Raw genomic sequence first — 20,760 nt, forward strand, 5'->3', positions numbered from 1 at the left:
GAACCCACCATGAACGAGCAGCAACCCCTACAAGACGAGAACCAGATCATCATGGAGCGCCGCGCCAAGCTCGCCGCGATCCGCGAGGCCGGGGTCGCCTTCCCCAACGATTTCGAGCGCCGCGACTACGCCGGCAAGCTCGCCACCGAACACGGCGACAAGAGCAAGGAAGCGCTGGAAGCCGAGGCGGTCGAGGTGCAGCTGGCCGGCCGCATGATGCTGAAGCGGGTGATGGGCAAGGCGAGCTTCGCCACCCTGCAGGACATGAGCGGGCGCATCCAGGTCTACGTGTCGAACGACCTCACCGGTACCGACGCGCACGACGCCTTCAAGCACTGGGATCTGGGCGACTTTCTCGGTGTGACCGGCACCCTGTTCAAGACCAACAAGGGCGAACTCACCATTCAGGCCAGATCGATCCGCTTGCTCTCCAAGGCGCTGCGCCCGCTGCCGGAGAAATTCCACGGCCTGGCCGACCAGGAGCAGAAATACCGCCAGCGCTACCTCGACCTCATCACCAACGACACGGCGCGCGAAACCTTCATGCGCCGCTCGAAGATCATCCAGTCCATCCGCGAGTTCATGACCGGCCACGGCTTCCTCGAAGTGGAAACGCCGATGATGCACCCTATCCCCGGCGGCGCCGCGGCCAAGCCGTTTGCCACCCACCACAACGCGCTCGACATGGAACTGTTTCTGCGCATCGCGCCCGAGCTGTATCTGAAGCGGCTGGTGGTTGGCGGCTTCGAGAAGGTGTTCGAGATCAACCGCAACTTCCGCAACGAAGGGCTGTCGACGCGCCACAACCCCGAGTTCACCATGATGGAGTTCTACGAGGCCTACCGCGAATACGGCTACCTGATGGACTACACCGAAGCGCTGATCCGCCACACCGCGGTTGCCGCCACCGGCTCCACCACGGTCGTCTATCAGGGCCACACCGTCGAGCTCGGCACGCCGTTCGACCGCCTCACCATCGTCGAGGCGATCCGCAAATACAACCCGCAGTACACGGTGGAGCAGCTGAACGACCGCGACTGGCTGATCGCCCAGTTCACCGCGATGAAAGCCAAGTACAAGCCGCAGGACGGCCTCGGCGGCCTGCAATTGAGCTTCTTCGAGGAGACCACCGAAGCGCTGCTGATCCAGCCCACCTTCATCATCGACTACCCGGCCGAAGTCTCGCCGCTGGCGCGCCGCTCCGACAGCCAGCCCGACATCACCGAACGCTTCGAGCTGTTCATCACCGGGCGCGAGATGGCCAACGGTTTCTCCGAACTGAACGACGCCGAGGACCAGGCCGAGCGCTTCATGGAACAGGTGCGGCAGAAGGAAGCCGGCGACGAGGAGGCGATGCACTACGACGCCGACTTCATCCGCGCGCTCGAGCACGGCCTGCCCCCGACCGGGGGCTGCGGCATCGGCGTCGACCGCCTGGTGATGCTACTGACCGATTCGCCGAGCATCCGCGACGTCATCCTGTTCCCGCAGATGCGGCGGGAAGCTTAAAGACCGCCCACAGATGCGGCGCGAAGACTGACCTCCCCATGGGGCAATACGCGCTCAAGATCGGCCTGTCCGCGCTGATCCTCGTCGCCATTGCCGAACTGGCCAAGCGCAGCACGTTCTGGGCAGCGGCGCTGGCGTCCTTGCCGCTGACGTCGCTGCTGGCGTTCGTCTGGCTATATCTCGATACCGGCGACGCGCAGAAGGTGGCCGTACTCGCCGGCGGCATCTTTTGGCTGGTGCTGCCTTCGCTGCTGCTGTTCGTGCTGCTGCCCATCCTGCTGCGCAGTGGCTGGGGGTTCTGGGCGAGCCTGACCATTTCCAGCGCCGCCACGGCGCTGGCCTACCTGGGCCTGATCCGGCTGCTGGCTGCGTTCGGAATTCGCCTGTAGCCAACCCCGCCTGCGCACGGCGCGCTTCCGGTAAAATCCGGCCTATCGCCCGTTTCCAGTCCATTTTTCACGAGTTACCCCATCATGACCGACGCCTTCAACACCCACGACACCTTCTCAACCGGCAGCGGCAAACACCATTTCGCTTCGCTGAAAAAACTCGAATCCGCGCTGGGTGCGTCGGTGGCGCGGTTGCCGGTGTCGATCCGCATCGTGCTGGAGTCGGTGCTGCGCAATTGCGACGGCGTGAAGGTGACGCCCGAGCACGTCAGGCAGCTGGCAGGCTGGAAGCCGAACGCCGAACGCAGCGAGGAAATTCCCTTTACCGTAGCGCGCGTGATCCTGCAGGATTTCACCGGCGTGCCGCTCCTGGCCGACCTCGCGGCGATGCGCTCCGCTGCACAGAAAATCGGCAAGGACCCGCAGAAGATCGAACCGCTGGTACCGGTCGACATGGTGGTCGACCACTCCATCCAGGTCGACAAATTCGGCACCCCCGACGCGCTCGACCTCAACATGAAGATCGAGTTCGAGCGCAACCTCGAGCGCTACCAATTCCTCAAGTGGGGCATGCAGGCCTTCGACACCTTCAAGGTGGTGCCGCCCGGCGTCGGCATCGTGCATCAGGTGAACATGGAATACCTGGCGCGCGGCGTGATGGAAAAGGACGGCATGGCCTACCCCGACACGCTGGTGGGAACGGACAGCCATACCACCATGATCAACGGCCTCGGCGTGGTCGCCTGGGGCGTCGGTGGCATCGAGGCGGAAGCGGCGATGCTCGGCCAGCCGGTGTACTTCCTCACCCCCGACGTTGTCGGCGTCAATCTCACCGGCAGCGTCAAACCGGGCGTCACCGCCACCGACGTGGTGCTGACCATCACGGAGATGCTACGCCACGCCAAGGTAGTCGGCAAGTTCGTGGAATTTTTCGGCGAAGGCGCCGCCGCGCTGCCGGTGACCGACCGCGCGACGATCGCCAACATGGCACCGGAATACGGCGCGACCATGGGCTTCTTCCCGGCCGACGAGGCCACCTGCCAGTACTTCGCCGCGACCGGAAGAAGCGCGGATCAGGTCGACCTGATCCGCGCCTACTACCAGGCGCAGGGCCTGTTCGGCGTCCCCCAGGCAGGCACGATCGACTACTCGCAGACGCTGAGCCTCGACCTCTCCACGGTCGAGCCTTCGGTCGCCGGCCCCAAACGGCCGCAGGACCGCATTCCGCTGTCGCAGATCGAACCGACCTTCGACACGCTGATGCAAAAGCCGAAGGAAGACGGCGGCTACGGCAAGACCGCGGAAGACCTGCGCCGCACCTACACGGTCGAAGGCGGCGGCGAACTGCGCCATGGCAGCGTGGTCATCGCGGCGATCACCTCGTGCACCAACACCTCCAACCCCGGCGTGATGATCGCCGCCGGCCTGCTGGCGAAGAAGGCGGTCGAACTCGGCCTCTACACCCCGTCCCACGTCAAGACCAGCATGGGCCCGGGCTCGCGCGCAGTGACCGAATATCTCAAGGCGGCCGGCCTGCTGACCTATCTCGAACAGCTGGGTTTCTCGGTTGTCGGCTACGGCTGCACCACCTGCATCGGCAACTCTGGCCCGCTGCCGGAAGCGATCGAGAAAACCGTGCTCGACAACGATCTGGTCGCCTGCTCGGTGCTCTCCGGCAACCGCAACTTCGAGGCGCGGGTGCACCAGAACGTCAAGGCCAACTTCCTGATGTCGCCGCCGCTGGTGGTGGCGTTCGCGCTGGCCGGGCGGGTGCCGTTCGATGTCGAGAAGGAGCCGATCGGCGCCGGCAAGAACGGCCCGGTGTATCTGAAGGACATCTGGCCGGGCAACGACGAAGTCGCCGCGCTGCTGCACCACTCCACCGATGCCGGTGCCTACCGGAGCTACACCGACGTCGGCGCCGGCAACCCGCTGTGGGACGGCGTTCCGGCGCCAGCCGGCGCGGTCTATGAATGGGACGCCGCTTCCACCTACATCCAGGAGCCACCCTTCTTTGCCGGCGAGAAGGCCGCCGCTCGCGCGATCAAGGGCGCGCACGCGCTGGCGATCTTCGGCGACTCGGTCACCACCGATCACATCAGCCCGGCCGGCGGCATCAAGCCGACCTCGCCCGCCGGCCTGTACCTCACCGGACACGGCGTACAGCAGGCCGACTTCAACAGCTACGGCGCGCGCCGCGGCAACCACGAGGTGATGATGCGCGGCACCTTCGCCAACGTGCGCATCAGGAACCTGATGATCCCCGGCAGCGAAGGCGGCATCACGCTGCAGGACGGCGAGCAGAAGCCGATCTACGACGCCGCCATGGCCTACCGGGACGCAGGCACGCCGCTGATGATCTTCGCCGGCGAGGAATACGGCACTGGATCGTCGCGCGACTGGGCGGCCAAGGGCACCACGCTGCTCGGGGTGAAAGCCGTCGTCGCCAAGAGCTTCGAGCGCATCCACCGCGCCAACCTCGCCGGCATGGGCGTGCTGCCCTGCCAGTTCAAGGACGGCTTCGATGCAACCACGCTGAAGCTCGACGGCTCCGAGACTTTCGACCTCGAGGGTACAGAGAACGGCATCACCCCGCAGCAGGACGTCACGCTGGTGATCCATCGCACCAACGGCAGCACCGAACGCGTCGCGCTCAAGCTGCGCATCGACACGCCGATCGAGGTCGAGTACTACAACAAGGGCGGGATTCTGCCGTTTGTGCTGGGCCAGTTGCTGGGTTAAGCCTTAAGCCTGCGGGTCTGTAGCGCCAGCGGCGCCATGAATGGGTCGCTGGCACGCACGGCCCACCCGGCCCGTGTCGTGCATCCTTACCCGTTGCTCTTGCGCAGGAGTCGCCCATGAAACGCACTGCACTTTCCGCCGTCTCCATCCTTGCTGCTGTATTGCACACGGGCTGCAGCGATGACCGGCCGCTGACGTATCAGGCCCGCATCAAACCGATCCTCGATACCCATTGCGTGTCGTGCCATGTACCCGGCAAACCGGGATATGAACAGTCCGGCCTGCGTCTCGACAGCTATGACGCGCTGATGAAGGGCGCCAGGCTCAACCCGGTGGTGCGCCCGGGCTCCAGCTTAAGCAGCACCCTGCACCGGGTGGTATCCGGCCAGCTCGATCCGTCAATCCGCATGCCGCACGGCGGGCCCATACTATCGGAAGAGAACGCACGCTTGATCGGCGCCTGGATCGATCAGGGAGCGAAGTACTGACAGATCGTCCGGAATTTTCGGGGCGTCCCGTTGTGGCGTCTCACCACAATACGGGACGATTGCCATAGAGGAGCGCGTGACTGATCGGACAAACGTGCATCACCGGGAGGCCAGTTTCCGGTAGAGCGTTCGCTCGCTGATGTTCAACTGTTCCGCCAGCGACTTGCGGTCGCCACCATGGCGCGCCAGCGCCCATTGCAGATAACGCAGTTCGGCTGTTTCCAGCGGCACGATGTCGGCCATGCCGGGCATGCCCGCCGCCTCGTTGTCTCTCAGTTCGGGGGAAAGATGTTCCTCCAGCAGGATGTCGCCGTCGGCCATCAGTATCGCGCGTTCGATGATGTTGCGCAGTTCGCGGATATTGCCCGGGTAGTCATAGGCCTGTAGCCGGGCCCGTGCAGGCTCGCTCAGCGTGTAGGCCCGCCCTGGCGCCAACCGCGTAAGCAGCGTGTCGGCCAGCAGGGTGATGTCGTCACGCCGTTCGCGCAGCGCGGGCAGATGAATCGGGAACACGCTCAGCCGGTAATACAGATCCCGACGGAAACTACCCTGCTCGACCATGGCCTTGAGGTCGCAATGGGTGGCGGCGATCAGACGGAAATCGGCGCGCAGCGTCTCCACGCCCCCGACCCGGCGGAAGGTGCCCGTTTCCAGCAGACGCAGCAGCTTGACCTGCAGGCCGAGCGGAATGTCGCCGATCTCATCCAGAAACAGCGTCCCACCCGACGCCGACTCGACCAGGCCGATCTTGCGCTGGCTGGCGCCGGTAAAGGCCCCCTTCTCGTAGCCGAACAGTTCGCTCTCGAACAGGGTTTCGGTCAGCCCGGAGCATTCCACCACCACGAACGGTCCGTGCTCGCGCCGGCTCTGCTGGTGAATGGCCTGCGCGACCAGTTCCTTGCCGGTGCCCGATTCGCCAAGTAGCAGGGCAGCCGTACCGGAAGGTGCTACGCGTCGGATCAGTTCGAGCATGCGGTTGAAAGCAGGCGATTTACCGACGAGGCCGCTTTCGGCAGGAAAGCTGCTGGCTTCGCGCACGGTCAGCATGCGCTCGACGAAATACTCGATCTTTCCCGACGTGCCGACGATCGGCATCAGCTCGACGTCGACGTGCTCCTCGCCGCGCGGCGTGTGATGCAGATGCAGCACCCGATGCGGTTCGCCGCTCGCCCGGCTGGCAGCGAGCGGACAGGACTCGCCGCATTCGTCACAGGGCCGGTTGTAGCCGTGCGATACCGCATAGCAAAACTGTCCGATCACATTCCGGTCGCCTGCATACACACGGCGATAGGCTCCATTGGCCGCCAGAATCCGGTAGTCGATCCCCATGACGATCTGCGGGTCAGGCTGGGTTTCAAGAAAGCTGATGAGCTCGTTGGCGGGTGACATCGATTTGCAAGCCTTATGTCATTTATGACAGACAACCCTAGCACTACTTGCCATATATGACATCCGGTCTTTTCGACATTATTGCCAGTTTTATCTATGCTTTTGAAATCAAATAAAAATAACGGCAGCTGAATCGTTCAGAGATCTGGCACGACACTTGCGGGTACGACTCATCATGAAACTCATCTTGCCTGTTTTTCTGCACCATCCTCTGGCCCGGGAAATCTCGCTCGCCCTCGTCATCAAGCTGTTGGTGATCGCGGCCATTTTTTATGCGTTCTTCGCTGGCCATACACCGAATCCCGACGCCGATGCCGTCGCCGAACGCATCGCAAGCCCCCATCCACCCACCCAAACTCAACCGTCACTCGGGAGTTCCCATGCTGACTGAAGAACTCGTCGATCTGTCGCGGTTGCAATTCGCCGTCACCGCGTTGTATCACTTCCTGTTCGTGCCGCTGACGATCGGTCTGGCGGTGATCCTGGTGGTGATGGAGCTGACCTACGTCATAACCGATCGTCCAATCTACAAGGACATGGTGCGCTTCTGGGGCAAGTTGTTCGGCATCAACTTCGCGCTCGGGGTGACGACCGGCCTCACGCTGGAATTCCAGTTCGGCACCAACTGGGCGTACTACTCGCACTATGTTGGCGACATTTTCGGCGCGCCACTGGCGATCGAGGGACTGATGGCGTTCTTTCTCGAATCAACCTTCATCGGCCTGTTTTTCTTCGGCTGGGACCGCCTCAACAAATGGCAGCACTTCATGGTGACGGTGCTGATGGCGTTCGGCTCCAACCTCTCGGCGCTGTGGATCCTGATCGCCAACGGCTGGATGCAGAACCCGCTCGGTTCGGAGTTTTCCTTCGTCACGATGCGAATGGAAATGACGGACTTCTGGGCCATCGTGTTCAACCCCGTTGCACAGGCCAAATTCGTTCACACGGTGTCGGCGGGCTATGTCACCGCATCGCTGTTTGTGCTCGGCATTTCCAGCTGGTACCTGCTGAGAGGCCGCGACCTCGACTTCGCGCGCCGTTCGTTCCGCATCGCCGCCGGCTTCGGCTTCGCCTCGGCCCTGTCGGTGATCGTGCTGGGCGATGAATCCGGCTATACGCTGAGCGAATCCCAACAGGCCAAGATGGCAGCGATGGAAGCGATGTGGGAAACCGAGCCTGCACCCGCCGCGTTCACACTGTTTGCGCTGCCAAACGAGGCGGCCCAGCGCAATGATTACGAATTGCAGATTCCCTACGTGCTGGGGCTGATCGGCACGCGCTCGACCACCGAGACCCTGCCCGGCATCCGCGAGATCAAGGAAAAGAACCGCGAACGCATCGTGGACGGCATCAAGGCGGTGACCGCTTTGGAGCAACTGCGCAGGAATCGCGACGATGCCGCTGCGCTCGCACAGTTCGAAGCGTACAAGGCCGATCTCGGCTTCGGGCTGCTGCTGAAAAAATACATCGTTGACGTGTCGCAGGCCACACCGGACATGATCCAGCAGGCAGTCGACAGCACCATCCCGAGGGTCGCACCGCTGTTCTGGAGTTTCCGCATCATGGTCGCGCTCGGCTTCCTGTTCCTCGCGCTGTTCAGCCTGGCGCTGTTCCATTCGATCAAGGGCAATTTCATCGAGAAGAGATGGTTGCTGCGCTGGGCGCTGTGGTTCATCCCGATGCCCTGGATCGCCGCCGAACTCGGCTGGATCGTCGCCGAATACGGCCGCCAACCCTGGACGATCTATGGTGTATTGCCGACGCATATCTCGGTTTCCAATATTTCCGTCGCGAATGTATACGGCTCGCTCGCGGGATTTATCGGTTTCTATACCGTGCTGCTCATCGTCGAGATTTATCTGATGAGGAAATACGTACGACTTGGACCTGCCAGCCTCGGCACCGGCAAATACCACGGCGAGCAAGCGGCAGGCGGCGCGTTGCCTGTAAACGCACCCGCGAACCGGATCTAGGGAGCGGACATGGATTACGAAACCCTCAAACTCGTGTGGTGGTTGCTGGTCGGCGTGCTGCTGATCGGGTTCGCGATCATGGACGGCCACGACATGGGTGTCGGCACCCTGCTGCCTTTCGTCGGCCGAACCGACCTCGAACGCCGCGCCGTCATCAATACCGTCGCGGCGCACTGGGAAGGCAACCAGGTCTGGTTCGTCACCGCGGGCGGTGCGCTATTCGCCGCCTGGCCACTGGTTTACGCAACGGCGTTCTCGGGTTTTTACTGGGCGATGATGGCGGCATTGTGGGCCTTGTTCTTCCGCCCGGTGGGTTTCACCTACCGTTCCAAGATCCAGAATGCAAGCTGGCGCAGCACCTGGGACTGGGGCCTGTTCATCGGTGGCGCTGTGCCGCCGATCATCTTCGGCGTTGCTTTTGGCAACCTGCTCCTCGGCGTGCCGTTCCACTTCAACGACCTGATGATGTCGACCTACACCGGCAGTTTCTGGGCGCTGCTCAATCCGTTTGCCCTGCTCGCTGGCGTGGTCAGTCTGGGCATGCTCACCTTCCACGGCGCAAACTATATGATGATGCGCACCGAAGGGCCCATCTACCGCCGCACCCGTACCGCCAGCCTCATTTTCGGGGTGCTGACCCTCTTCGCCTTCGCGCTCGCCGGATGGTGGGTCGCGACCAGCATCGACGGCTATGCCATCACCAGTGTCATCGACGGCAACAGCCCGCCCGACCCATTGGCCAAAACCGTCGTAATTGCCGAAGGTGCATGGATGCTCAACTATAACCACTATCCCTGGACGATATGGGTGCCCATCGTGGCGTTCATCGCACTGGCGGCAGGAATCCTGTTCGCACGGCTCCACAAGGCGGGGCTGGCATTCTGGTCGTCGTCGACCGCCTGCGCCGGCATCATCGGCACCGCCGGAGTATCGATGTTTCCGTTCATCATGCCGTCGTCCACCGACCCGCGTTCCAGCCTCACTTTATATGACGCGGTGTCGTCGCATCTCACACTGGGCCTGATGCTGGGTGCCACGGTGATTTTTATTCCGCTGATCGTGATCTATACCTCGTGGGCCTACAAGGTGATGTGGGGCAAGGTCACGACCGAATTCATTTCCGCCAACGACAAGTCGGTTTACTGAAAGGAAGCGCCGTGTGGTATTTCGCCTGGATACTCGGAGTCACCATGGCCGTGCTGCTCGCGACGATCAGTGCGATGATGTGTGACGCTAGGGAATACGCGCCCGACGAAGCGCATGATCGGAACACAAACGACACACGGCAAGGCTGATCGTTTACATGATCAAGCACACCCGCATCACGCGGAAAAATCATTGTTTTGCCTGGATCGCACAGGCGTGTTGATGGAGTCTGCCGTGAATCCACCCCACATTGCCGTTCTCGGATCGGGATTCGCAGCGCTCACCGCCGTGCGTGAACTGCGACGGCACCATCGTGACGCACGGATCACGCTCGTCGCGCCCCGGGCCGCGCTGACGTATTACCCGAGCCTGATCTGGGTGCCCGCCGGATTACGACGCGGCGCCGATCTCGATATCGACGTGTCACGCTTTCTCGCCGGGCAGAATGTCGAATTCCACGCCGGGCGTGTCAGCGGCCTCGCCGATGGCGGCCGCACCGTACTGACCGGGAACGGCAGCATAACGAATGATGCGCTGCTGATCGCCAGCGGCGGCCGCTTCCTCAAGTCCCTGCCCGGCATCGAACATGCCCTGACGATCTGCGAAGGCGTGGCTGCCGCCGAATCGATCCGTGAGCGTCTGGAAAAAATGGACCGTGGCACGATCGCCCTCGGCTTCGGCACCAATCCCAGGGAGCAGGGTGCGATGCGTGGCGGCCCGATGTTCGAACTGCTGTTCGGCATCGACACCCTACTGCGCCGTCAGGGTCGCCGTGATCGCTTCAAGCTGGTGTTCTTCCACGCAGCGAAAGCGCCGGGCAAGCGCCTCGGCGAGAAGGCAGTCGCCGGCCTGCTGCGCGAAATGCAGAAGCGCGACATCGCGACCCATCTCGGCCACAAACCCACGGGCTTCGAGGCCGACCGGGTCAAGACCGAAGGCGGCGACGTGCCCGCCGACCTGATTCTCTTCATGCCCGGCATGAGCGGCCCTGCCTGGGCAAGCGAGACCGGGCTGCCGCTCTCCGACGGTGGATTTTTCCAGGCCGACGCATACTGCCAGGTCACTAGCGCCGACAAGGTCTACGTGGCCGGCGATTGCGGCAGCTACCCCGGGCCCGACTGGCTGCCCAAGCAGGCGCACATCGCCGACCTGCAGGCCAAAGCCGCCGCGAAGAATCTGCTGCGGGCGCTGGCGGGCAAGCCTGCGGTCGCGCGCTTCAAGGTCGAGCTCATCTGCATCGTCGATACGCTCGACCGCGGCATCCTCGTTTACCGCAACGAAAAGCGCGCACTCATGTTGCCGTCATGCCGCCTGTTTCACTGGGCCAAGCGCTTTTTCGAATGGCAGTATCTGCGCTCCTACCGCCGCACCACACGCACGTGAACGGCGCATTCAACACAGGCTGGGCGCGTGGCGTGTCGCTGGGATCGGCTCTGATGATGATGGTTCTGATCACCGTGTTTCCGCGCGGCCTGACGATCGCCGGCGGCAGCCCGATCAACCACGGCATCCTCGCGCTCATCATGTGGGGTCTGTCGGCCGGTTTCGTCCACGGCACAGGCTTCGTCCCGCACAACCCGATGTTGCGCGTGGCGCTCGGTCCATTGATCGCCTGGCCGTTGATGGGTGTCGGGCTGGCTTTTTATATCCGGTATTTTTTGAGGTGATGCCATGCACGTAACCGCTCCGTCCGGCCTATCCGGGCCCGGCAACAAGCTGTCGATAATCGGGCCGGCTGACCGGGCGACTCGAAAAACCTGTGAAAGCCCCATTCCACCCATGCAGCACGATGGAAACTGGCAATTGCGTACCCTTGTATGATGAATGCGCGCCGCAGGCGCCAGACATCGAATATTTTGATTCCCCCCTCACTGATAAGGAATCCTCATGAAAAAATCCCTGATTGTGATCCTGCTGCTCACCGGCTGCGCCACCTATGGCACCCAAACCGCGCAACCCGAGCAGGTCGAAGAAAGTCGCAATGTGGCCAAGTCCCTGGGCATGCAACTGAGCGCCAAGCTGAAGGCGGAGGTAAGCGCCAACGGGCCTGCATCCGCCGTCGGCGTGTGCAAGGAAATCGCACCTCAAATTGCATCCGGCTTGTCCAGACAAACCGGTTGGGAAGTAGGCCGCGTCGGCACGCGTGTGCGCAACGCCAGGACGGGTACGCCGGACGCCTGGGAGGCGAAGGCGCTGGCGAACTTCAGCGAGCGCATGAAACAGGGCGAGAAGCCCGACACGATGGAACTGGCCGAAGTCGTGACCGAACCGTCCGGAAAATATCTGCGCTACGCCAAGGCCGTCGCCGTGCAGCCCCAATGTCTCACCTGCCACGGCCCGGCCGAATCGATTCCGGCAGGCGTCAAGGCACGCCTGCAGACTGAATATCCGATGGACCAGGCCACCGGCTATCAGGCTGGTGAATTGCGCGGCGCCATCGTCGTCAAGCGGCCGCTTTGATTGCTTGCCAGGACAGGCGAGGTGTAGGCCGGCCGGCATCATCACTGAACCGGCCTGTATCGTGCGAACGGGCTGCGCTCTCGGCTCCGATTGACGAACCCAATCGAATGTGAGGGTGTAATCAATTGGATGTAGTATCGGTTACGGCCCAGGCTTAAGACCGTTTGCAATCGCAATTACATCATCCATCCGAAAAAAGGAAATAGGCAGGACTGAAACCACACCCTATCGCACCCTCCCCAGATCAATGCCCCGGCGCCCAACTTCGAAGCGATGAGTGACCGCGGCATTCCGCGCACCTACCGTCACATGCACGGCTTCGGCAGTCACACTTCCAGTCTCATCAATGCCAACGGCGAACGCTTCTGGGTCAAGTTTCACTTCAAGTGCATGCAGGGCATCGAGAACCTCACCAATGGCGAGGCCGAATCCATCGTTGCCAAAGATCGCGAGAGCCACCAGCGCGACCTCTACGAAGCGATCGAACGGGGCGACTTTCCGTGCTGGGAATTCAAGGTGCAGGTCATGCCGGAGAAGGATGCGGCCATGTATCGCTTCCACCCTTTCGACCTGACCAAGGTCTGGCCGCACGGCGATTATCCGCTCATCGACGTCGGCGTTCTGGAGCTTAACCGCAGCCCCGAGAACTATTTCGCCGAGGGCGGGCAGGCGGCCTTCAATCCGGCCAACATCGTTCCCGGGATCGGGTTTTCGCCCGACAGAATACTGCAGGGGCGCCTGTTCTCCTACAGTGATGCGCAGCGTTACCGACTGGGTGTGAACAATGCGCAGATTCCGGTCAACAAGCCGCGTTGCCCGGTTAACAGCCACCACCGTGACGGCGCGATGCGCGTCGACGGCAACTACGGTAGCACCAAGGCGTATGAACCCAATAGTCTGGAATTGTGGCAGGAAAACCTGGAAGCCAAGGAATCGCAGTTGGCACTTTCGGGCGAAGCCTACAACTGGAACTACCGCGAGGACGATGACGGCTATTACACCCAGCCCGGTATGCTGTTCCGCCTCATGACGCCGGCACAGCAGCAGGCCCTGTTCGACAATACCGCGGCCGAACTGGCGAGTGTCGACGATATGGTGAGAAAGCGTCACATCGGCAACTGCATGAAAGCCGATCCTGCCTATGGCGAAGGCATAGCCAAGGCACGGGGAATAGCGCTGAGCGAAGTGCCCTCGGCATAAGGGAGATGACACCGGATCGAGCGTAACGGAATGCAGGCGACGCAAGCGGCCCGATTGTCAAATGCGTCAGGCGGCTGTTATTGATAGCGGCAACCAGCCGGACAGCGGACGGGCTGTGGATCGATTGCATACAGTTCCAGCAGCCCTGCTCCGGCTGCATCCGCTAGAAATTGAACCGCCAATCGAAGAAGGCCGCCACCTCGTCCGGCGGCAAGGGCCTGGCGACGACATAACCCTGAATCTCGTCGCAGCCGCTCTGCCGCAAAAAGGCCACCTGGCCGGCCTGTTCGACTCCTTCGGCCACCACGCGCAGCTTCAGGGCATGGGCCAGGCGGATGATGGCGTTGACGATTTCGGCGTCGTCGCTGTCGGTCACCACATCGCTCACGAAACTCTTGTCGATTTTCAGCGCATCGATCGGCATGCGCTTCAGCTGGCCGAGGTTGGAATACCCCGTGCCGAAATCGTCGATGTAAACATGCAGCCCACGCTGGCGCAGCGCCTCGAGCATGGCGAAGCTGCGTGCGGGGTTATCCATCGCCGCGCTCTCGGTCACTTCCAGCTGCAAATACGCGGGGGGCATTCCGGTTTCCGCCAGGATGGCGTCGATGTCGTCGATCAGCCGCGCATCGGAAAACTGCCGCGGCGACAGGTTGACGGCCACCGGCGGCGGGTCGCATCCGGCATCGCGCCAGACGATCCACTGCTCGCACGCCGCCCGCACCACCCAGCGGCCCAGCGGGATGATAAGGCCGGTTTCCTCGGCCACCGGGATCAACTGTTCGGAGCCGACGCTAAAGCCCGCGCGGGGAAGCCAGCGTACCAGTGCCTCCAGCCCCACCACCTGGCCGCTGGCAAGATCGACCTTGGGCTGGTAGGCCAGCGCCAGTTCGTTGCGTTCGAGCGCCTGGCGCAAACCGCTTTCCAGCGCCTGCAACTGCTGCGCCACCGTGTTCAATTCATCGCTGAAGTACTCGATGCCGCTGCGGCGATGCTTGGCCTGGTACATCGCCAGATCGGCCTGGCGCAGCAGGGTATGGGCGTCGAGTCCGTCGTCCGGATATACGCTGATGCCGATGCTGGCGCCGATGACGTAACGCCGCTGCGCGAGCTTGAAGGGCTTGGCCAGTGCCCGGAGCAGCTTGTGCGCCACCCGGCTGGCCGCCCGCGCGGCCGGCGCATGGGTCAGAATGACGGCGAACTCGTCGCCCCCCAGGCGGGCGACGAAATCATCGGCACGCAGCTGTTCGTCCAGCCGGTTGGCGACGATACACAGCACCTGATCGCCCACCTCGTGTCCCTGCGAGTCGTTGATGTGCTTGAAGCGGTCGAGGTCGATGAACAGCAGCGAAACCTGGGATTTTTCACGCTGCGCGCGCGCCAGTGCATGGCCGAGGAAATCCTGGAAATACGAGCGATTGGGCAGGCCGGTGAGCGGGTCGTGATTGGCCAGCATGTCGAGCCGCAATTCGGAATAGCGGCGCTCGGTCAGGGCGGCCGACACGAACAGGCCGCCCAGTGCCATGGTCGCCATGCTGACTTGCAGCGCGAATACGTCGCGCGGACTCGCGACGCCGGCGAGGCCGCCGTAGGAGGCAACCGCCACGCCCAGCACGATGAGCGCCGACAGGAAAATCGCCAGGCTCGCGCCGGTCACCGAAAACCGCAGCGCGGCCCACAGCACCGCCGGCATCATCACGAACAGGACAATTTCGGCTGGCCGCAAAGGCTCGACGTACTCCATCATCGCCAGCGTCAGCGCCAGCATGCCGAGCATCAGCACCAGGCCTTCCAGCCGTGCGCCCCTGTTGGTCGGCAATAAATCCCAGCGTGTCGCCGTCAGCAGCAGCGGCGCAATCAGGTACACCCCCAGCAGATCGCCCAGCCACCATACCCACAAGCCCCGCAATACCGTGTCGACCGGCAGGTGGCCCCAGAAATAGAGGCTGAGCATGCCCGTCAGTGCGCTCGCCGCGCAGCCCAGCGGGGCGGCCACCAGCGCAAACTTGGCGACGCTGGGCACATAATCGAGGGTGGTGCTGAAAGGCTGCAGGTAACGCGGCAGATACCCAATGATCCACGCTTCCGCAGCCGCGCCGAGTGCAAAGCGGAATGCCTCGTCCGGCGGCAGAGACAGGCTGTTGATCGCGAACGACCCCAGTGCGGTCCCCACCACGCCTGCCGCGCCGAAGCGCAGGCTCGCCATGGCGCCAATGCCGGCAGCCAGCCAGACGGCGGCGACCACGCCAGCAATGTAGGCCGCAAGCTTGAGACTGAGCCAGCCTGCCAGCGCATACGCCAGCGCCGTCAGTCCGGCGATCAGCACAAAGCGCCTGACCTCGGCGAAACCCGGCAGCGGCAGGCGAGCCAAGACGCTAAAGCCTGCCTACTGCACGGGATCGAGTTCGGCGCGCACCGACTCCAGCGCGTCCTTGAGGGTTTCCTCGGACAGTCCGTTGAGCTGCTCCGCCAGCATTTCGGCCGCATCGATGGTATCGGCTTCATCGGGCAGGCTGTCGGTATCGAGATTGGCCACGAACACCGCCGCCGCCCCCGTCACCTGCAGCAGCTGGCGGCGCTCGTTCATCAGCATTTCGATTTCGTCGCGCAACAGGCGGATTTCGTCTTCTTTCATGGCGTGCAGGGTCATGCTTGTCTCCGTATTTACTGCCTTGGTCAGCCAAACAGAGTTAACACTCCGGTGTAGCCATACAATCGGTTGTGGGAAATTTCACCGTTGGCAAAGAACCCCACCAGCGGAAAATCACCGAGGGCGTCGCGAATCAGCTCCATTTCCCGATTCGGCGCGCCGAACATGTGCTGGCCGCGCCCCAGGCAGGAATAATACACGCCACCCCGGATCGGCGAACCCAGCTGCGCCCCGATGGCTTGCAGCATCCGCAGCAGGTCGTCTTCGGCGGTTTGCTGGTCGCGGCGGCAGAACAGCAACTCATCCCCCGGCTCGACATACTCGCCGATCGCCACCAGATGGTTCTGCGGATCGACGCCGAGAATATTGCGCACCAGATAATCGCCGGTATCCGATCCACGTACCGGCAGGCCGACGAAGATATAGCCGGCCGCGCGCCGCAGGTCGTGCGCCAGTACTTCGCCGACCTCCTCCTTCATCACGTCCAGCGCCGGGCGGTTATCGAGGCCGCCGACGACGTTCTTGTTGGCGGCGGTGATGCGGTGGCGCGGCCCCAGCGGCGAAATGCCTTGCGTCAGCCGCGTCGCCAGCTTCACCCGTTCGCCGAACAACACGCCCGACAGGCCGCCGCTCACCACGCCGTCGCTGATCTGTGCCGTCTCGCCGCGCGAACTCGACAGCCCGCCGACGACAAAGCTGCCCGACACATGTGCGGAGAGGCCTTCGATCAGTTCCTGAACTTGCGTGTTCGCCGGGTCGCCATGCACCAGCGCGACATACGCATCCGGTGGCTGCGCCTCGATGTCCTGCAGCGTGCGCACTACCGGCAGCATGCTGAAGTCGGCCGATGCAAATTCACCCAGCATCACCGCCATCGCCGGCTCTTCCAGATATTCCACACCGGTGGCGCAGATCCCCACGCCCACACTGCCGGTCCAGTGCATCACCCCGGTCGCGCTTTTAAAAAATGCCAGGATTGCAGCGAGTTCGCCGGCGAAGGCATCCGATACATACAAGAATCCCAGCGTCGCCGTGGAGGGAATTGCGCCCAACTGGCCCATGCAGGTCTGTGCGGCGCGAGTCCAATCGGCATCGGCGGCGTGAGCAAATTTGAAAGGGGTATTCATAAGATTAAGATATCGATCAGGAATCCCGTCAGTTCGGCATGTCGGCCATGGATGATGGCATTGCGCCCGCCACTGGCGTGGCGGGCGCAATGCCATGCATCAGTAGCCGGTTCTGCTGCTCCGCGGCAATTCGCCCTCGCCAAAGAAATTCCACAATAGATGCGCAACCACCTCGGGCGCAATCACGGTGTGCTGATTGTGTGCATCCTGTAGAGCGGTACGCAGCTTTTTACGCAATTCGGGGTCGCCGGTCAGATCGAAAATGATGTCGACTTTTGCGCCGAGCGTCACCACTTCCATCGCGTCCTTGAATACCGGCACCTTGCTGTGCATGAACCCAAGCGCAACCGGCGACTCCAGGTCGCGCGACGCGACGGCGACAATGTCGACGTTGACGTGTTCTTCCTGGATTTTTGCCAGAAAATGTTCCGCGAATTTTTCCCCGACATCGCCCAGACCCAGCAGGGCGACTTTCACGACATGGCTCATGAACATCTCTCCTCGTATCAGTTATTGTTGGCAACAGCAGGATCTGTTGCTTTGTCGATCGGGCGGTCCAGCTCAGCGGGTCGCCCGTCGCGCGTTTGAAACGCATCTGGAGCATACGTATCCCGCCCCTGCCTGTCGATACCATCCTGCCGCCAGCAGTGTGGCGGGACGGAACCCGCCCTCGCAGCTTCATGCCCGGCGGGCCCCGCGATATGATGCAGGCTGTCGACTCGCCCCTTTCCCCCCATGCCAGACCCTTCCACGCTCTACCCGCCGCTCACGCCCTACGCCAGCGGCATGCTGGAAACGCCCAGCGTCCATCATGTCTACTGGGAAACGTCCGGCAATCCCGCCGGCATCCCGGTATTGTTCGTGCATGGCGGCCCCGGCTCCGGCACCTCGCCCAACCAGCGGCGGTTCTTCGATCCGGCCCGCTACCGCATCGTCCTGTTCGACCAGCGCGGCTGCGGGCGCTCGACGCCGCATGGTGAGCTCACCGACAACACCACGCCGCACCTGATCGCCGACATGGAAGCGCTGCGCGTCGAACTCGGCATCGACAGCTGGCTGGTGTTCGGCGGATCGTGGGGGTCGACCCTGACGCTGGCCTACGCCGAGGCCCATCCGGAACGCTGTCGCGGGCTGGTGCTGCGCGGGATATTCCTGTGCCGCAAGAGCGAGATCGACTGGTTTCTCAACGGCATCCGCACCTTCTTCCCCGAGGCGCAGCGCAAGTTCGCGGAATTCATCCCCGAAGCAGAGCGCCACGATCTGCTCGGTGCCTATTACCGCCGCCTGCTCGATCCGGACCCGGCCGTGCACCAGCCGGCTGCCCATGAGTGGGCCACTTTCGAGGCGTCCTGCTCGACCCTGCTGCCCAGCCCGGAGCTCGTCGCTGCGTTCGGTCGCGACAAGACCGCGCTTTCGCTTGCAAGGATCGAGGCGCACTATTTCGCGAATGACATTTTCCTGCCCGGCAACAGCCTGCTCGCCAACGTCGACCGCGTCCGCGCCATTCCCGCCGTCATCGTGCAGGGGCGCTACGATGCCGTCTGCCCGATCGTGTCGGCCGACGAACTCGCCCGCGCCTGGCCCGAGGCCCGCTATGCGATCGTGGCGGATGCCGGCCACTCGGCCTTCGAGCCGGGCATCTGCCGCGAACTCGTCGCCGCATGCGACCGTTTTGCCCGGACCGGAGCCTTCGATTGATGGCGCTGTCACCTTACGTCTTCGATGCCAGCGCCGAGAACTTCAACCGGCTGGTGCTGGAAAACTCACACAAGGGTCCGGTGCTGGTGCACTTCTGGACCCCCAAGGCCGGGCCCTGCTTCATTTTGATGCCGCGCCTGGTGAAGCTCGCCGCCGAATACGGCGGCAAATTTCTGCTCGTCATGTTGAACGCCGAAGAGCTGCCGGAGCTGGCGCGGCGCTTCAGCGTCAACTCGGTGCCGACGGTGAAGTTCTTCTGGCGCGGCGAGGTCGCCCATACCATCCACGGCGCCGACCCCGACAGCAGCTTCCGCGCGGTGCTCGACCGCTTCATCGCCGGTGACGCCAACCGTGCCCACGCGCTGGGCGTGGCGGCCTGGCAGGCGGGCAATAGCCAGCAGGCGCGCATGTTGCTCGCCAACGCGGCGCTGGCCGAGCCTGCCAATCTGACGATCCCGCGCGACCTCGCCAAGCTGCTGTGGGCCGAGGGCGAAGGCGAACAGGCGTTGAAACTGCTCGACAGCCTGCCGCCCGAGGCACGCGCCGACGCTGTCATTGCGCCCCTGTACGCGCATTTGAATCTGGCGGAAACCGCCCGCCTGGCGTCGCCGCTGGCCGACCTCGATGCATGCCTCGCCCGCGACGCCGACGACCTCGCCACACGCTATCAACGCGCAGCGGTACGGCTGGCAGGCGACGACTTTTCCGGCGCCATGGCGGACCTGCTGGCCATTGCGCGCACCGACCGCGGCTTTCGCAACGATATCGCCCGCACCAGCCTGCTGGCGCTATTCGACCTGCTCGGCAGCGCACATCCGCTGACGCGTCAATATCGCCAGGCCTTGTTCGAATCGCTGCATTGAACTTCGATCACCCTGCCTTTGCGCCCTACCAGACGTTGATCGACGCGATGGGACTGGCGCGCGGGCTGACCTCGCTCGATGCACTCAACGCGCTGGCCGCCGCGCGCGGCACGACGCAGGCGCGCGGGCTGCCGCTGCGCTTTGTCGCCCCCGACGGCCGCCACTCGGCGCGCGACTACGAAACGCATATCCTGCACACCGGCCAGGTGCCGACCCGCGCCGACACCTGGCACGACGTGCTGAATGCGCTGGTGTGGCTGCGCTTTCCACGCTTCAAGTCAGCGCTGAACGCGGCCCACGGCGAGGCCATCGCGCTGGAGACCGACACCCGGCGCGGGCGCCGGCGCGACGCGCTGACGGTGCTCGACGAATCGGGCGTGTGGGTGATCAGCCGCGACCGGATCTTGTCCGGGCAATTGGCCGGGCGTGCATGGCACGCGCTGTTCTGGGAAGCGCGGGCCCGCGTGGAAAGTGACATGGGCTTTGTGGTGGTCGGCCATGCGCTGCTGGAAAAGGCGCTGGCGCCTTATCCCTCGATGACCGGAAAATGCCTGACGCTGATCTCGGATTCGCTCGACCCCGATGCTGCCGATACGCTGGCGGTCGCTGCGCTCGAAACCGTCGACACCCCACGCCAGCTTGCGCCCCTGCCGATACAAGGCATTCCCGGCTGGGATGCAGCCAGCGCAGACGCCGCGTATTACGCCAACGCGGAAATCTTCCGGCCTGCGCGCTAGGCTGTCGCGGCCGGCAGTTCGCCGCCGGCGATCCAGGACTGCGCCAGTTCCAGTTCGTCAAACAGGCGGATATCCGCCGACATGAACAGGCGATTCACCCACATGCTCCACGCCACCCACTGGTCGCCGGTCAAAATCGCGATGCGGCCGAAATCGTTCTTGTGCTCGCGCGAGAATTTCAGCTCCTCCCACGCCACGTCGACGCTGTAGGACAGCATGTCGCGCAGGTCGAACAGCAGGTTGACCGTGCCCTGAAACTGGATGCCGTAGCACACTGCCTGCTCCAGTTCGCGGTAGTCGCTCAGGGTGAACTGGCCCATCACGGTGACGGCGATCTGGTTGTCCTTGACGTTCAGGTTGATCATGGCGCACTCCTCATGTCCGAGTTC

General features: G+C 63.2%; 21 protein-coding genes. 15 read left to right on the plus strand and 6 right to left on the minus strand.

What is annotated here, in order from left to right:
* Nucleotides 1-9 precede the first annotated feature (9 nt).
* The 4 genes from lysS (at nt 10) to B059_RS0114015 (ending at nt 5,128) form a co-directional block, all read left to right on the plus strand.
* Nucleotides 10-1,509 carry a lysine--tRNA ligase gene (lysS, locus tag B059_RS0114000; RefSeq protein ID WP_018078881.1) on the plus strand — a complete coding sequence of 500 codons (1,500 nt, stop codon included), beginning with the start codon at nt 10-12 and terminating at the stop codon, nt 1,507-1,509.
* A gap of 38 nt (nt 1,510-1,547) precedes the next feature.
* Nucleotides 1,548-1,898: a DUF3147 family protein gene (locus B059_RS0114005; protein ID WP_018078882.1), complete on the plus strand. Its 351-nt coding sequence runs from the start codon at nt 1,548-1,550 to the stop codon at nt 1,896-1,898.
* Nucleotides 1,899-1,982: 84 nt separating this feature from the next.
* Nucleotides 1,983-4,640 (plus strand): aconitate hydratase AcnA, encoded by a 2,658-nt coding sequence (acnA, locus tag B059_RS0114010; RefSeq protein WP_018078883.1) that lies wholly within the window; start codon nt 1,983-1,985, stop codon nt 4,638-4,640.
* A 116-nt stretch (nt 4,641-4,756) separates the two neighbouring features.
* Nucleotides 4,757-5,128: a c-type cytochrome domain-containing protein gene (locus B059_RS0114015; protein WP_018078884.1), complete on the plus strand. Its 372-nt coding sequence runs from the start codon at nt 4,757-4,759 to the stop codon at nt 5,126-5,128.
* Between the two features lie 99 nt (nt 5,129-5,227).
* Here the strand turns inward: B059_RS0114015 and B059_RS0114020 are convergent, their stop codons facing one another.
* Nucleotides 5,228-6,517 (minus strand): sigma-54 interaction domain-containing protein, encoded by a 1,290-nt coding sequence (locus B059_RS0114020; RefSeq protein WP_018078885.1) that lies wholly within the window; start codon nt 6,515-6,517, stop codon nt 5,228-5,230.
* A gap of 175 nt (nt 6,518-6,692) precedes the next feature.
* Here B059_RS0114020 and cydP point away from each other — a divergent pair, with 175 nt between their 5' ends.
* From cydP to B059_RS19150, 8 genes are all read left to right on the plus strand, one after another.
* Entirely contained in the window at nt 6,693-6,908 is a 216-nt protein-coding gene (cydP, locus tag B059_RS0114025; protein ID WP_018078886.1) for a cytochrome oxidase putative small subunit CydP, read from the plus strand.
* Nucleotides 6,898-8,490 (plus strand): cytochrome ubiquinol oxidase subunit I, encoded by a 1,593-nt coding sequence (locus B059_RS0114030; protein ID WP_018078887.1) that lies wholly within the window; start codon nt 6,898-6,900, stop codon nt 8,488-8,490. The genes cydP and B059_RS0114030 overlap by 11 nt, the downstream gene beginning before the upstream one ends.
* Before the next feature lie 9 nt (nt 8,491-8,499).
* Nucleotides 8,500-9,636, plus strand: a complete 1,137-nt coding sequence (gene cydB / locus B059_RS0114035; RefSeq protein WP_018078888.1) for a cytochrome d ubiquinol oxidase subunit II — start codon at nt 8,500-8,502, stop codon at nt 9,634-9,636.
* A gap of 11 nt (nt 9,637-9,647) precedes the next feature.
* The gene (gene cydX, locus B059_RS20395; RefSeq protein ID WP_018078889.1) at nt 9,648-9,785 is read left to right on the plus strand and encodes a cytochrome bd-I oxidase subunit CydX; all 138 of its coding nucleotides are present in this window, start codon (nt 9,648-9,650) and stop codon (nt 9,783-9,785) included.
* Between the two features lie 85 nt (nt 9,786-9,870).
* Nucleotides 9,871-11,019 carry an NAD(P)/FAD-dependent oxidoreductase gene (locus B059_RS0114045; RefSeq protein ID WP_211206915.1) on the plus strand — a complete coding sequence of 383 codons (1,149 nt, stop codon included), beginning with the start codon at nt 9,871-9,873 and terminating at the stop codon, nt 11,017-11,019.
* Nucleotides 11,016-11,303: a cyd operon YbgE family protein gene (locus tag B059_RS0114050; RefSeq protein WP_018078891.1), complete on the plus strand. Its 288-nt coding sequence runs from the start codon at nt 11,016-11,018 to the stop codon at nt 11,301-11,303. Before B059_RS0114045 ends, B059_RS0114050 begins: the two co-directional genes overlap by 4 nt.
* A 220-nt stretch (nt 11,304-11,523) precedes the next feature.
* Entirely contained in the window at nt 11,524-12,096 is a 573-nt protein-coding gene (locus B059_RS0114055) for a Tll0287-like domain-containing protein (protein WP_018078892.1), read from the plus strand.
* A gap of 273 nt (nt 12,097-12,369) precedes the next feature.
* The gene (locus B059_RS19150) at nt 12,370-13,296 is read left to right on the plus strand and encodes a catalase (protein ID WP_018078893.1); all 927 of its coding nucleotides are present in this window, start codon (nt 12,370-12,372) and stop codon (nt 13,294-13,296) included.
* Between the two features lie 163 nt (nt 13,297-13,459).
* Here B059_RS19150 and B059_RS19975 read toward each other — a convergent pair whose 3' ends face one another.
* The 4 genes from B059_RS19975 to B059_RS0114080 form a co-directional block, all read right to left on the minus strand.
* Complete coding sequence (locus B059_RS19975; RefSeq protein WP_051068527.1) at nt 13,460-15,667, minus strand: putative bifunctional diguanylate cyclase/phosphodiesterase; 2,208 nt, start codon at nt 15,665-15,667, stop codon at nt 13,460-13,462.
* A 15-nt stretch (nt 15,668-15,682) separates the two neighbouring features.
* Complete coding sequence (locus tag B059_RS0114070; protein WP_018078894.1) at nt 15,683-15,946, minus strand: hypothetical protein; 264 nt, start codon at nt 15,944-15,946, stop codon at nt 15,683-15,685.
* A gap of 26 nt (nt 15,947-15,972) precedes the next feature.
* Nucleotides 15,973-17,073 (minus strand): FIST signal transduction protein, encoded by a 1,101-nt coding sequence (locus B059_RS0114075; RefSeq protein WP_018078895.1) that lies wholly within the window; start codon nt 17,071-17,073, stop codon nt 15,973-15,975.
* A 99-nt stretch (nt 17,074-17,172) separates the two neighbouring features.
* Nucleotides 17,173-17,562: a Gfo/Idh/MocA family oxidoreductase gene (locus tag B059_RS0114080; protein ID WP_026177540.1), complete on the minus strand. Its 390-nt coding sequence runs from the start codon at nt 17,560-17,562 to the stop codon at nt 17,173-17,175.
* A 246-nt stretch (nt 17,563-17,808) separates the two neighbouring features.
* On the opposite strand from B059_RS0114080, the gene pip reads away from it, so the two are divergent.
* The 3 genes from pip to B059_RS0114095 are packed head-to-tail and all read left to right on the plus strand — an operon-like array spanning nt 17,809 to nt 20,371.
* Nucleotides 17,809-18,771, plus strand: a complete 963-nt coding sequence (gene pip / locus B059_RS0114085; protein ID WP_018078897.1) for a prolyl aminopeptidase — start codon at nt 17,809-17,811, stop codon at nt 18,769-18,771.
* A complete protein-coding gene (locus B059_RS0114090; protein WP_018078898.1) occupies nt 18,771-19,634 on the plus strand; it encodes a tetratricopeptide repeat protein in 864 nt (287 codons plus the stop codon). Before pip ends, B059_RS0114090 begins: the two co-directional genes overlap by 1 nt.
* On the plus strand, nt 19,631-20,371 hold the full coding sequence (locus B059_RS0114095; protein WP_018078899.1) for a DUF3025 domain-containing protein: 741 nt from the start codon (nt 19,631-19,633) through the stop codon (nt 20,369-20,371). The genes B059_RS0114090 and B059_RS0114095 overlap by 4 nt, the downstream gene beginning before the upstream one ends.
* Here B059_RS0114095 and B059_RS0114100 read toward each other — a convergent pair.
* The gene (locus B059_RS0114100; protein WP_018078900.1) at nt 20,368-20,736 is read right to left on the minus strand and encodes a SpoIIAA family protein; all 369 of its coding nucleotides are present in this window, start codon (nt 20,734-20,736) and stop codon (nt 20,368-20,370) included. The two genes, B059_RS0114095 and B059_RS0114100, sit on opposite strands and share 4 nt — an antisense overlap.
* Nucleotides 20,737-20,760 lie beyond the last annotated feature (24 nt).

This window comes from Thiobacillus denitrificans DSM 12475, from assembly GCF_000376425.1.
Classification (GTDB): domain Bacteria; phylum Pseudomonadota; class Gammaproteobacteria; order Burkholderiales; family Thiobacillaceae; genus Thiobacillus; species Thiobacillus denitrificans.